General features: G+C 69.7%; 10 protein-coding genes. 2 read left to right on the forward strand and 8 right to left on the reverse strand.

What is annotated here, in order from left to right:
- Nucleotides 1-2: 2 nt before the first annotated feature.
- The 4 genes from AB0N78_RS05790 to AB0N78_RS05805 are packed head-to-tail and all read right to left on the reverse strand — an operon-like array spanning nucleotide 3 to nucleotide 5141.
- The gene (locus AB0N78_RS05790; RefSeq protein ID WP_363386906.1) at nucleotides 3-1199 is read right to left on the reverse strand and encodes a glycosyltransferase; all 1197 of its coding nucleotides are present in this window, start codon (nucleotides 1197-1199) and stop codon (nucleotides 3-5) included.
- Nucleotides 1192-2985 (reverse strand): hypothetical protein, encoded by a 1794-nt coding sequence (locus AB0N78_RS05795; RefSeq protein WP_363386909.1) that lies wholly within the window; start codon nucleotides 2983-2985, stop codon nucleotides 1192-1194. The genes AB0N78_RS05790 and AB0N78_RS05795 overlap by 8 nt, the downstream gene beginning before the upstream one ends.
- Nucleotides 2986-3039: 54 nt before the next feature.
- Nucleotides 3040-4239: an ABC transporter ATP-binding protein gene (locus AB0N78_RS05800; protein ID WP_363386911.1), complete on the reverse strand. Its 1200-nt coding sequence runs from the start codon at nucleotides 4237-4239 to the stop codon at nucleotides 3040-3042.
- Nucleotides 4239-5141 (reverse strand): ABC transporter permease, encoded by a 903-nt coding sequence (locus tag AB0N78_RS05805; RefSeq protein WP_363386914.1) that lies wholly within the window; start codon nucleotides 5139-5141, stop codon nucleotides 4239-4241. Before AB0N78_RS05805 ends, AB0N78_RS05800 begins: the two co-directional genes overlap by 1 nt.
- A 185-nt stretch (nucleotides 5142-5326) precedes the next feature.
- Here AB0N78_RS05805 and AB0N78_RS05810 point away from each other — a divergent pair, with 185 nt between their 5' ends.
- Both AB0N78_RS05810 and AB0N78_RS05815 read left to right on the forward strand, forming a co-directional pair.
- Nucleotides 5327-7819: a glycosyltransferase gene (locus AB0N78_RS05810; protein ID WP_363386916.1), complete on the forward strand. Its 2493-nt coding sequence runs from the start codon at nucleotides 5327-5329 to the stop codon at nucleotides 7817-7819.
- A gap of 39 nt (nucleotides 7820-7858) precedes the next feature.
- Nucleotides 7859-8815, forward strand: coding sequence for a glycosyltransferase family 2 protein (locus tag AB0N78_RS05815; protein ID WP_363386919.1), 957 nt, complete (start codon nucleotides 7859-7861; stop codon nucleotides 8813-8815).
- Here the strand turns inward: AB0N78_RS05815 and AB0N78_RS05820 are convergent.
- Genes AB0N78_RS05820 through AB0N78_RS05835 form a run of 4 tightly spaced genes read right to left on the reverse strand, consistent with a single transcriptional unit; the run spans nucleotide 8778 to nucleotide 12815 of the window.
- A complete protein-coding gene (locus tag AB0N78_RS05820) occupies nucleotides 8778-9806 on the reverse strand; it encodes a glycosyltransferase family 2 protein (RefSeq protein WP_363386922.1) in 1029 nt (342 codons plus the stop codon). The genes AB0N78_RS05815 and AB0N78_RS05820 overlap by 38 nt on opposite strands.
- On the reverse strand, nucleotides 9803-10888 hold the full coding sequence (locus tag AB0N78_RS05825) for a glycosyltransferase family 1 protein (RefSeq protein WP_363386925.1): 1086 nt from the start codon (nucleotides 10886-10888) through the stop codon (nucleotides 9803-9805). Before AB0N78_RS05825 ends, AB0N78_RS05820 begins: the two co-directional genes overlap by 4 nt.
- Nucleotides 10885-11835, reverse strand: a complete 951-nt coding sequence (locus AB0N78_RS05830) for a GDP-mannose 4,6-dehydratase (protein WP_363386928.1) — start codon at nucleotides 11833-11835, stop codon at nucleotides 10885-10887. Before AB0N78_RS05830 ends, AB0N78_RS05825 begins: the two co-directional genes overlap by 4 nt.
- Nucleotides 11832-12815 (reverse strand): GDP-mannose 4,6-dehydratase, encoded by a 984-nt coding sequence (locus tag AB0N78_RS05835; protein WP_363386931.1) that lies wholly within the window; start codon nucleotides 12813-12815, stop codon nucleotides 11832-11834. Before AB0N78_RS05835 ends, AB0N78_RS05830 begins: the two co-directional genes overlap by 4 nt.
- Between the last annotated feature and the right edge of the window lie 34 nt (nucleotides 12816-12849).

Below are 12849 nucleotides of genomic sequence, written 5' to 3' on the forward strand. Positions count from 1 at the left end.
CGTCAGGCTCCGTCCGACGGCAGACCGAGCGCCGCGGTGATCCGGTCGACCATCGCCACCGGGCTGTAGGCGGCGATGGCGTGGTCGTATGCCCGTCGGCCCATCTGCCGCCCGGCACCGCGGTGGTCGGAGACGGCGCGGTCCAGCATCTCGTCCCACTCGTCCACCCGGGACAACAACCCGTTGACGCCGTGGTCGATCGCCGCCGACATCGTGTAGGTCGGTGACGCCAGGCTCGGAACGGCCACCGCCGCCGCGTCGAAGTACTTCAGCTCCGACTTGCAGTTGGTGAACCGGTTGTCCTGCAACGGCGCCAGACTCACGTCGACCTCGGAGATCAGCCGCTGCAGGTCGAGGTAGTCGGTGAGGGGGACCTGGTCGATCCGGTCGCGGACGGTGCTGAGCGGGGAGTCCTTCAGATCGAGGAACCCGACCAATCGCAACCGCACCGAGTCGTCCCGCTGCATCAGCCGGGCGACGGCCCCGGCCGCCAGGGCCAGGTCCCGGTTGTGCGTCGGGGTCCCGGAGAAGTACCCGAGATGCACCGTGCCGTCGTCGCGATCACCCGCCGCGGCCCGGGCGGCCACCAATTGTTCGGAGTAGGCGATCTGCTCGGGGCCCATGAAGTTGGGGATGACCCGCACCGGACGGTCCGTGAACACCTCGCGCGTCCGGGCCGCCAGGAAGTCGTTGGTGACGATGATCTCGTCCACGAGCTCCATCGTCTGCCGCACTCGCGCGAAGTAGGCGAACCACCAGTTCCACATCGGCTCGGCGGCGGCGATGTCGCCCTCGTACTGATCGAGCGTCTTGACGACCTCGGGCACGACGGCCAGATCGAAGACGTAGTCGTCCACGTCGGCCAGCACCCGGGTGCCGAAGCGGCGGGCGACCGCGATCAGCTGTGCGACCTGGTCGGAGTAGGGCACCCGGCCGATCACGAGGATGTCGACGTCCTTGACCACGTCGAGCAGAGCGTCGCCGTCCGCTTCCTCGAACCAGCTCGCGCTGACCCCCGGCACCAGGTCGTTCAGCGCCATCGCGGTGTTGTAGCACCGGTAGCGGAAGGTCGAGGCGTCCGGCCAGCGGTAGTAGTACGCGACGTGGACGGGCTCGGCGCGCAACATGCGGTACCGCTCCGCGAAGCTGAGCTTCCAGGGGTCGCGGTAGTCCGGGCGCGCGACCGGGACCTCACGCATCGCCGAAAGCCTCGGCCAGGTGGTCCACCGCGGGTGCCAGGTTCTCCGGCCACGGGGCGAAGTACGGCGTGTCGGCGGGGGCGAAGGGCTGATCGGTCAGTTCCTCGACCCGGCGGGCGGCCCGACCGATCGCGTCGGCCAGTGCGGCGACCTCGGGCTCCGCGACCACGATCCGGTCGGAGACGTCGTCGAAGGACATCTTTCCCGCCCACTCGTTCGTGACCACGACCGAGCCGCTCGCGGCCAGGTCCAGGGGTGGATACGACGGGTGCGGCGAGGCCATCAGCGACAGCCCGATGTCCATCGTGCCGAGGAACTCCCCGTAGTCCGCCCACCCGAGCGACCCGTGCACCGCTGGACGCGAACCGTCGGAGAACTCGAGCGCCGGGACCTCCCGGCCCACCAGGTGCACCTGCCACTGCTCGCGGGGCAGGTGCCCGTCGGCGATCGCCCGGTCCAGCGCGGCGATCCCGATGTGGAACAGGTTCCGCGGGTTGTGCGGCCGGGCGTAGAAGAACAGGTGGCGCTTCCGGTCGGCGCCGAGCAGTCGGCCCGGCCGCAGGAAGGCGCGGAACGATGGCTCGAAGGACACCGCTGTGCGGGCGAGGTTGTCCACCCCGGTCGAGATGAGGTGCTGACGCAGGTTCTCGGTGTTCACCACGACCCGCAGCCCCGGGTGGTTCATGATCCGCGAGGCCATCAGCCAGTCGTGCCCGATCGGGTAGAAGCAGCGCTCGTCCTCCTGCAGGATGTACGCCACTCGCTCCGCGGGAACGGTCTTCAGCACGGACGCCGTGGACCACCAGGACGTGGTCAGGAAGACCTCGTCCTCACCGGTCTCCAGGTAGTCACCGCGTTCGCGCGGCACGTACGCCAACTCGGGCTGGTGCGTGGTGCGCAGCCCGATGGTCCGGAACAGGTCGCCGAGCCCCGAGGCGTCCGGCGCCGAGGTGCGGGTGACGATCCGCAGGCGACGCCCCGAGCGCTCGACCCAGGCCGCGGCGAGCAACAGCGCCGTGGCCACCCCGCCGAACAGGGAGTTCTCCCCGATGGAGTCGGTGACCAGGTTGATCCGGGGCACCGTGGGGCCGGGCACGACGCGCAGCGGGTGCAGGTCGGGGTGCGATCGGCCCAGGTAATGCGCCACCGAGACGGACCGCGTGGAGTCGTCACCGGGCTCTCCCAGCAGGTTGACGCCTCGATCGTTCGGGCGCCGACGTTCTCCGATGCCGTGCCAGAGGTAGTGGACCAGCGGGTTCATCCCGGTTCCGGCCACGTCGGGGTTGTGCGCCAGGTACCAGGCGGTGTCGAAGTGCTCCGAGGGGTCGGCGGACGAGGCCGCCCCGACGCGCAGATAGTGCACCAGCGGGTTCTCGCCGCTCGCCGCGACATCCGGGTGCTGGGCCAGATACCAGGCGGAGTCGAAGCCGGCGCGCACCGGGTCGAGACCCTCCTGCCCGCCGACGGTGAGGAAGTGCTCGAGCGGATCGAGCCCGGTCGCGGCGATCTCGGGGTGGTTCTCCGCGTACCACGCCGGGTCGAACAGGGGTGACGGCGCGCGTCCTTCTGCCCGCCCGTGCTGGTCGTAGTGCGCCCGCGCGTCGATCCCGGCCTCGGCGAGATCGGGGTTCGTGTCCAGGTAGTACCCGGCGTCGAAGATCACGGACACGTCGTCCGCGGTCGGGGGCTCGACCACCGCGGCGGGGGTCGGTGCCGGGCTGGGGCGCAGCCGTCGGTAGGCGCCCCGTGCCACTCGGCCTGCCAGGCGCTTGACTCGCTCGACCATGTCCTACTCCCTGTCGGGCGCGGCGCGAGGCCACGCGAAAAACGTGTCGACCCGTCAGTTCGGGTCGGCGGCGAAGCTGGCGTCGAGGTAGAGCGGGCCCTGTGAACGGCCGTCCGCCTCCACCGTGAAGTGCATCGCGTCGGGAAGGGCGTGCACCTCGGTGCCTTCGGGCGTGGACAGCGACGTCTGCACGATGTACTCGCCCTCGCCCAGTCGCAGGTCCTTCATGTGGAAGGAGTACCGGCGGCTGCCGTCCACCGCGGGAGTCTGCGCGCCGAGCAGATGGGTGTTGGTGCCGCCCAGCACCGTCCCGAGCGGGGTGGCGATGGCGATGCCGAGCTCCCACCCGGCCGGCAACGGGGTCTCGGCGTTCACCTGGAGCGCCACCGTCAGATCGGCGCCGGTGCTGATCACGGCACCGCCGCTCTCACCGCGGGCACCGATCAGGCCGAGGGCGGCCACGGAGGCCACCGGCAGACCCGTCCCCGGAGAGGCCTGCTTGCGCTCGATCTCCTCCTTGCGGGTGGCCTCGAAGTCGGCCCGGAGCACCTTGAGGGCCTCCCGCGGCGGGCCGTCAGCGGCGAGGTGGCCGTGGTCCAGCACCACCGCGCGGTCGCAGAACTCCGCCACCTGGTCCAGACCGTGCGTCACCAGCACGATGGTGCGGCCCTCGCGCTGGAACTCGCGGATCCGCTCGAGGCACTTGCGCTGGAACGGCTCGTCACCGACGGCCAGCACCTCATCCACCAACAGGATGTCCGGGTCGACGTGGACCGCGACCGCGAAGGCCAGCCGGACGTACATCCCGGAGGAGTAGAACTTCACCTGCGTGTCGATGAAGGGCTCGATCCCGGAGAAGTCGACGATCGCGTCGAAGTGCTTGTCCGTCTCCTCCCGGGACAGTCCGAGGATGGAGGCGTTCAGGTAGACGTTCTCCCGGCCGGTCAGGTCCGGGTGGAAGCCCGCGCCGAGCTCGAGCAGCGCAGCCAGCCGTCCACGCAACCGCACCTGGCCGCTGGTGGGCTGGATGATCCCGCCGATCGTCTTGAGCAGGGTGCTCTTGCCGGAGCCGTTCGGGCCGATCAACCCGACGGTGCTCCCGGACTCGATCTGGACGGAGACGTCCCGCAACGCCCAGAAGTCCTCCTTGTGCAGGTTGGACCGACCGAAGTTGACCAGCCGCTCCTTGAGGGACTTCTCCTTGCGGATGACGAAACGCTTCGAGACCTGCTCGATGTCGATGACAGTGGTCATCACAGCTCCTGCGCGAAGTTGCTCTGCAGCCGCGCGAAGGTGCGCTGAGACAGCCAGAGGAGGATCAGTCCGATGCCCAGCACGATGAGGAGCCGGGTGCCGAGGTGGCCGGGTGCGGGCTCGCCGTCACCGGAGATCCAGAACGCTCGCTGGAAGCCGAGGACCGCGAGGGTCATCGGGTTGGCGAGATAGATGTCGGCGATGATCCCGCTGACGTGCCCGGAGACCTGCTTCCACGCATAGACGATCGGCGAGGCCCAGAACAGGATCATGATGATGACGTCGACCAGGTACTGGACGTCGCGGAGGTAGACGTTCACGGCCGAGAGCAGCAGCGCCAGGGCGGTCGAGTAGACCAGGACCACCGCGAGGGACAGCGGGAAGTACAGCCAGCGCTCCCCGGTAGGGAACTTGCCCGCGACGATCGTGGCGCCGAGCAGGATCAGCAGCTGGATCCCGAAGTTGAACAGGGAGGAACCCACCACGCTGAGCGGGAAGACCTCCCGGGGGAGGTAGACCTTCTTGATGAGTCCTGAGTTCGCGACGATCGACCCGGTGCCGCCGAGGACCACCTCGCTGAACAGCGTCCATGCCGTCAGACCGGTGTAGATGAAGATCGCGAAGTCGGGGGTGCTCCGCGCGGCGCCGAGGAACTGTCCCAGGGCGATGTAGTAGATCAGCAGCATCGCCAGCGGTCGGGCGAGGCTCCAGACGAAGCCCAGTGCGCTGTCCTTGTAGCGGGACTTCAACTCCCGGCGCACCAGCGACCCGAGCAGTTCCCGGTGCGATGCGATGTCCTTGAGGGATGACAGCGTGCCGCGGGCGAAACCCGGGCGGGGGCCCGCGATACGCATCGGCTCCTGGGCGAGTGCCTCCGCACGCGCCGTGGCAGTGTCCGTCATGTGGCCTTCCTCGGTCGGAGCCCGGGGGGCCGGGCCTCGCGGTGGACCACAGTACCCGCGGGATGTGGAGGGCTCGTGCAGGGCGTCTCCGATCGGCTCACAACCGACCGGGTAGTGTGGACCGGCGTCCCTGCCGAGCTGTTGCCGGGCGCGCACGTGCCTGTGAACGGACAGCTGGAGGATGAGTGAGCCCGAGGGAGACACGCCCCGGCGTGGTGTCGGTGGTCCTGGTCAACTATCGGGGAGCCGAGGACACCATCACGTGTCTGCGGGCCTTCGACCAGGTCGACTGGCCGGCCGACCAGCTCGAGCTCATCGTGGTGGACAACGACTCCGGTGACGGCAGCGCCGAGCGCATCGCCGCCGCCGTGCCGTCGGTGACCGTGATCGAGACCGGCGCGAACCTCGGATTCGCCGGCGGGTGCAATGCCGGTGTGGAGGCGGCCACCGGCGAGTGGGTGGCCTTCCTCAACAACGACGCCCGCCCCGGTGAACAGTGGATCGCTGCCGCGGTGCGCACCCTGGAGTCGGACGTCAGCATCGGCGCGGTCGCCAGCAAGGTCCTGGACTGGGAGGGGCAGCTGGTCGACTACGTCGACGGGTCGCTCACCTGGTACGGCGCGGGGTACAAGCGCGAGGCGGAGAAGCCGGACGGCCCGCAGTACGACGTCCCGAAGGACGTGCTGTTCGGTACGGGCGCGGCGATGTTCATGCCGACCGCGCTCTACCGGAAGGTGGGCGGCTTCGACGAGCGGTTCTTCATGTTCTACGAGGACGTCGACCTCGGGTGGCGGCTGAACCTTCTCGGCTACCGGGTGCGGTACGTGCCGGAGTCGGTGGCCTACCACAAGCACCACGTCACGATGAAGAAGTTCGGCAACTTCCGCGAGACGTACCTGCTCGAGCGCAATGCGCTGCTGTCGATGTACAAGAACCTCGACGACGAGTCGCTGGCCAAGGCGCTCCCCGGCGCGATGGCGTTGGCGATCCGCCGCTCGTTGGCACGTGCGGGAGTCGACGCGTCGACCCTCGACCTGCAGCGGTCCCCGGGCAGCGACGAGATCGGCACGCTCGAGCTGCCGAAGATGGCCCTCACCGGCGTGTACGCCGTGGACTACTTCGTCGATCAGTTCCCGGACATCGCCAAGGACCGGGCCGCGCTGCAGGCCGCGCGCCGACGCAGCGACCGTGAGCTGTTCCCGCTCTTCCGGCACGCCATCGAGCCGGCCTATGTCTTCGACGGGTACAATACCGCCCACGACGCCCTGGTCAAGGCCTTCGGGATCGACCAGCACTTCGTCTCCCGGCATCGCGTGCTGGTCGTCACCGGTGAGCCGCTGTTGGAGCGGATGGCGGGTCCGGCCATCCGAGCATGGGAGATCGCCCGTGCGCTGGCTCCGGAGCACGAGGTGCGGCTGGTGTCCACCGCCGGCGCCAAGACCACCTCCCAGGACTTCGAGGTCGTCTACGCCACCGGGCGCGACCTGCGGGTGCAGACCGACTGGGCCGATGTGATCGTCTTCCAGGGCTTCCTGCTCGAGGGCGCACCCTGGCTCAAGGACAGCAGCAAGATCCTGGTGGCGGACGTCTACGACCCGATGCACCTCGAGCAGCTGGAGCAGGCGAAGGACCTGGGCGAGGCCGGACGCGCACACTCGATCCGGGAGACCACGCGGATCCTCAACGAGCAGTTGCGCCGGGCTGACTACGTGCTGTGCGCGTCGGACAAGCAGCGGGACTTCTGGTTGGGCCAGTTGGCCGGGCAGGGCCGTATCAACGGGCCTGTCTACGACGAGGACGCGAGCCTCGACTCTCTGATCGGCGTCGTGCCGTTCGGGATCAGCGACGAGGCCCCCGTGCAGCGTCGGCACGCGATCAAGGGCGAGGTGCCGGGGATCGGCCCCGACGACAAGGTGATCATCTGGGGCGGTGGGGTCTACAACTGGTTCGACCCGTTGACCCTGGTGCGGGCGGTCGATCGACTCAAGGATCGGCACCCGGACGTTCGGTTGTACTTCCTCGGGCTGAAGCACCCGAACCCGGGCGTGCCGGACATGAAGATCGCCTGGGAGCTGCGCCAGCTCTCCGACCAGCTGGGGCTCACGGACCGGCATGTCTTCTTCAACTCGGGGTGGGTGCCCTACGCCGAGCGTGCGGACTATCTCCTGGACGCGGACCTGGGCGTCTCGACCCACTTCCACCACGTCGAGACCGCCTTCAGCTTCCGGACCCGGATCCTCGACTACCTGTGGGCGTCGTTGCCGATCGTCGCCACCGGTGGTGACACCTTCGGCACGCTGATCGCCGAGCGTGGCCTCGGTGCCACCGTCCCGCCGGAGGACGTCGAGGCGCTGGAGCAGGCCCTGGAGACCTATCTCTACGACGACGACGCGGTGGCCGAGGCGCGCGCCCACGTCCGCGCGTTCGCCGAGGACTACCGCTGGTCGACGGTGTTGCAGCCGCTGGTGGAGTTCTGCCGGTTCCCGCGCCGTGCGGCGGATCTGGAGTACGTGCTGCCCGCGCCGGACACCACCGCCCATCCCTTCGAGCGGCCCCGGGGGGTGCGGTCCGACCTCGCGCTCGCACGTCAGTACCTCGCTGCCGGGGGTCTCAAGGAGGTCAGCCGCCGGGCGACCGGCCGTATCAAGCGTCTCGCCGGGCGTGCGCCCCAGGCGTGACGCCACCGCCGTCATCGCCAGCCCGATCGTTGGAGTGTCATGAAGGTCTTCGTCCAGATCCCCTGCCTCAACGAGGAGGAGACGCTGCCCTCGGTGCTGGAGAGCATCCCGCGGCACATCGAGGGGGTCGACGAGCTGGAGATCCTGGTGATCGACGACGGCTCCTCCGACCGGACGGTGGAGGTGGCCCGGGAACTCGGCGTCACGCACTTCGTGCGGCACGCGCGGAACATGGGCTTGGCCCGGTCTTTCCGGGACGGCATCGACTATGCGCTGGCGCACGGTGCGGACATCGTGGTGAACACCGACGGTGACAACCAGTACCCGCAGGACCGGATCCCCGATCTGGTCCAGCCGATCATCGAGCGGAGCGCGGACATCGTGATCGCCGACCGGCAGACGGCGACGATCGCGCACTTCTCCCCGTTCAAGAAGCTGATGCAGCGGGTCGGCAGCGCGGTGGTGAACAAGGCCGCCGACACTCGACTGCCGGATGCCGCCAGCGGGTTCCGGGCCTACTCGCGCGCGGCCCTGTACCGGTTGAACGTGGTCACCGAGTTCTCCTACTGCATGGAGACGATCATCCAGGCCGGACACAAGCGACTGCGGATCGCCTCGGTGCCGGTGACCACCAACGCCAAGACCCGCGAGTCCCGGCTGTTCACCAACATCTTCCAGCACATGCGCAAGTCCGGATCGGCGATCATCCGGTCCTATCTGATGTTCAAGCCCACAGTGATCTTCGCCTGGCTGGCGGTGGTGTTCGGGCTGTTGGCGCTGATCCCGGCGGTGCGGTTCGTGGTCATCTGGCTGGCTCGGGGCGACAACTCCGGCAACATCCAGTCGTTGATCTTCGCGGCGATCATGGCGGTGGCGGCTCTGCTGTCGGTGGCCCTCGGCGTGATCTCCGACCTCTTGCGCACCAACCGGGTGCTCCTGGAGGAGCAGCTGGAGCGGATCAAGGAAGTGCAGTACCAGCGTTCCGTGCGGGACTGAGCGCCGACCGGCGGTCCCGCCGGGCATCGGACCAGATCCGGCGGCGTTCGGCGAGGGTGCGCGGCAACCGGAGCAGTGCGTCTCGCAGGCCGCGAGCCCGCGGCGCGAGCTCGGCGCGGGGACCTCGCACGACGCAGCCTGCCAGCCCGGCAGTCTGGCGCAGCCATGCGGTGAGCACCATCGGCATGGGGGCGTGGCGGGTGACGACCGTGAGCGAGTTGCGGGTGTTCTGGTATCGGAACAGCGGGGAGGACGTGCCCGAGCTCGCCGAGTGCAGGTGCTCCACCTCGGCGGTCCGCACGTACCGGATGTCGTACCCGGCCGCGCGCAGCCTCCAGGACAGGTCCGTGTCCTCGTAGTAGAGGAAGAGCCCGGCGTCCATGCCGCCGACCGACCGCACGGCGGGCCAGGACAATGCGGCCGCACCGCCGCAGAAGCCGAACACCGTCGGGTCGGCGTGCTCGGCGTCCGCCGGGGTCAGCCAGTCCCGGTCCCGGCCCGAACCGTCCGGGGCGACCTCGTTGCCGGTCGAGTTGAGCAACCGGACGCCGTCCGGATCCGGTCGCCAGGGGCTGCGGCCGTCCGGGGAGTCCGGCGTCGGTCGGTCGGTGTGCCGGAACCGCCCGGCGAGCAGGATCCGGGCGGTGGTGGCCGCCAGGGGACCGGGGGAGCGGAGCGGGCCGACCAGCTCCGCCATGGCGTCGGGCAGCATCCGGGCGTCGTTGTTGAGCAGGACCACCACGTCGCCGTCGAAGTCCTGCAGCCCGCGCACGACGCCCCCGGCGAAGCCCAGGTTCCGTGCGGCGGCGATCACCCGCACCCGCGGGTAGTCGCGTGCCAGCATCTCCCGGGTGCCGTCGGTGGAGGCGTTGTCGAGCACGACGACCTCGACCTCGGCGTCCGGTACCTGCTGGCTGAGCAGCGAGTCCAGACACGGGGGAAGCAGATCGACGCCCTGCCAGGTCACCACCAGGGCCCGGACCCGGATCACACCAGCTCCCGGTACACGGCGAGGTGCTGGTCCGCGGTGCTGGCCCAACGGGATCCGGCGGCCCGGGCGAGGCCACGAGCCGACAGGTCGTCGTGGTCCGGACCGGCCGCGCGGAACAGTGCCTCGGCCACTGCGTCCGGATCGTGGGGGTCGACCAACAGCCCCGCCCCTTCGGTGAATTCCGCCATCGAGGTGGCGGCCGAGGTCACCACCGGGGTGCCGTGGGCCATCGCCTCCAGCACCGGCATCCCGAATCCCTCCCACAGGGAGGGGAAGGCGAAGACCCGGGCCGCGGCGTAGGCGACGTGCAGCTCCTCCACGGTCAGTCGGCCGGTCAGGTGCACGCGATCACGCAGTGGCCCGGCGGACCAGCGGCTCAGCTCGGCGCCCGCGTCCCCCCAACCGGTCGGACCCGCCAGCACCAGATCGAGGTCGCTGTGGGCCGCGAGACGCTCGAAGGCTGCCAGCAGCACCGGCAGGTTCTTGCGGGGCTCGAGCGTGCCGCACCAGAACACGAAGGGACGATCCAGGCCGAGCCGTTCTCGGATCCGGGCCGCCGGACCCGGCGCGATCTCCGGCACGCGCACCCCGTGCGGGATCACCCGGATCCGGTCGAGGTCGAAGCCCTCGGCCACGCAGTCGTCGGCGGTGGTCCGGGAGGGCACGATCACCAGGTCCGCCTCGCGTCGGGTGATCTCCAGAGCGCGACGGAAGTACCGGTTCCCGCGGGCGGTGAAGTGATCGGGGGAACGCAGGAAGGCCAGGTCGTGCACCGTCACGACCAGCGCGCCCCGCCGAGGAGGAACTGCCCACGTGGTGGCGTGCACCAGGTCGGGTCGCCCGGGCACCCGCGGGCGCCGCAGCCGGTTCCACGCCTCGTACAGGGCGGGTCGGGGCAGGGCCGAGGTCAGGATCGGGATGCCCAGGTCGTCCTCGGGAGCGACCGTGTGGCCCCGGGCGGCGATACCGACCAGGGGAGTGCGGCCGCGCAGCTCGGTCACCAGCTCGCGGATGTAGGTGCCTGAGCCACCCGGGGCCGGCTGCCACAGCTGCTCGACGGTCAGCGCGACCCGCGGGTTCACCCGAGCAGCTCCAGATCGTGATCGACCATGGCCGCGACCACGGCGGTGAAGTCCCGGGTCGGGGTCCACCCCAGGACGCTCCGCGCACGGGTGGCGTCCCCGACCATCAGCCCGGCGTCGGCCGGACGGACGAAGGCCGGGTCGGTGGCGAGCCGGGACTCCGGGTCGGTCACACCGGCGTGTCGGAGGGCGGTCACCGCGAAGTCCCGCACGGTGTGCGTCTGCCCGGTGGCGACCACGGCGTCGATCGGCTCCTCGTGCCGAGCGAGGCGGATCAATGCGTCCACGTAGTCCGGCGCCCATCCCCAGTCCCGGCGCACGTCCAGGTTGCCGAGGGTCAGCATGCCGTCCCCGTCCCGCGCGATCTGCGCCGCGCGCTGCGTGATCTTCCGGGTGACGAAGGTCGGCGGGCGACGCGGGGACTCGTGGTTGAACAGGATCCCGGCGGAGGCGTGCAGCCCTCGGTCCCGGTAGATCCCGACCATGTGCTGGGCGTAGGCCTTCGCCGCGCCGTACGGGTTCACCGGGGCGATCGGCGTGCGCTCGTCCTGCGGTGCCGTGGCCGCGTCCCCGAAGATCTCCGCCGAGGAGGCCTGAACCAGGCGCACGGTCACCCCGTGCGCCTGCTGGACCTGCCAGGCGGCGTCCAACAGCGTGGTCACCGCCACCCCGGACAGCAGGGCGGTCAGCTCCGGCTCCTGCCAGGACTGTGCCACCGAGCTGATCCCGGCCAGGTGGTAGAGCTCGGTGGGTGCCAGGTCGAGCACCAGCCGCCGCAACCCCTCCCGGTCGCCCAGGTCACCCGCGTGCGGGTGGACGCCGGTCGGGACCGCGCTCTCGTCACCGGGCCGCACCATGCCGTGCACGGTGACGCCCTCCGCGACCAGCCGCTCGGCAAGATAGCTGCCGTCCTGTCCGGTGACCCCGGTGATCAGGGCGACCGTCATGACATCCGGGCGCGCTGTTCGGCCAGGTCGTGGTCGACCATCATGTCGACCAGCTCGGTGAAGCTGACCTTCGGCTCCCACCCGAGCTGGGTGCGCGCCTTGGCGGAATCGCCGATGAGCAGGTCCACCTCGGCCGGTCGCATGAAACGCGGGTCCTGGGTGACGTACGGCGCCCAGTCCGTGATGCCGACCCGGGCGAACGCCGCGTCCAGCAGCTCGCGGATCGAGTGGGTCTGGCCGGTGGACACCACGTAGTCGTCGGGGGTGTCCTGCTGAAGCATCCGCCACATCGCGTCCACGTAGTCCCCGGCGAACCCCCAGTCGCGGCGGGCATCCAGGTTGCCCAGCGTGAGGGCGTCCTGCAGGCCGAGCGAGATCCGGGCCACCGCCTGGGAGACCTTGCGGGTGACGAACTCCGGACCGCGCCGGGGGGACTCGTGGTTGAACAGGATCCCCGAGGACGCGTGCATCCCGTAGGACTCGCGGTAGTTGATCGTCATGTAGTGACCGAAGACCTTGGCCACCCCGTAGGGCGACCGCGGCCAGAGCAGCGTGGATTCGCTCTGCGGGACCTGCTGCACCTTCCCGAACATCTCCGAGGACGACGCCTGGTAGAACCGCACGCGGGACGGGTCGTCACCGGCATGCAGCCGCACCGCCTCCAGCATGTTCAGCACGCCCTTGCCCGTGACGTCCGTGGTCAGCTGCGCGTTCTCCCAGGAGTAGGCGACGAAGCTGATCGCACCCAGGTTGTACACCTCGTCCGGCTGCGACTGATCCAGCGCGCGCAACAGACTGGACAGGTCGACCAGGTCACCGGTGAGCAGCTTCACCTCAGGGACGATCTGGCGGACCAGATCGATCTTCGGGTTGTTCTGCCCCCGCACCAGTCCGTAGACCTCGTAGCCCTTCGCGAGCAGCAGCTCGCTGAGGTAGAGGCCGTCCTGTCCGGTGATCCCGGTGATGAGTGCGCGTGCCATGGTGTCCTAACTCGGTCTGAAGCGGCGGAGGGGG

The sequence above is a fragment of the Cellulomonas sp. NPDC089187 genome, assembly GCF_040685135.1.
Taxonomy (GTDB): domain Bacteria; phylum Actinomycetota; class Actinomycetes; order Actinomycetales; family Cellulomonadaceae; genus Cellulomonas.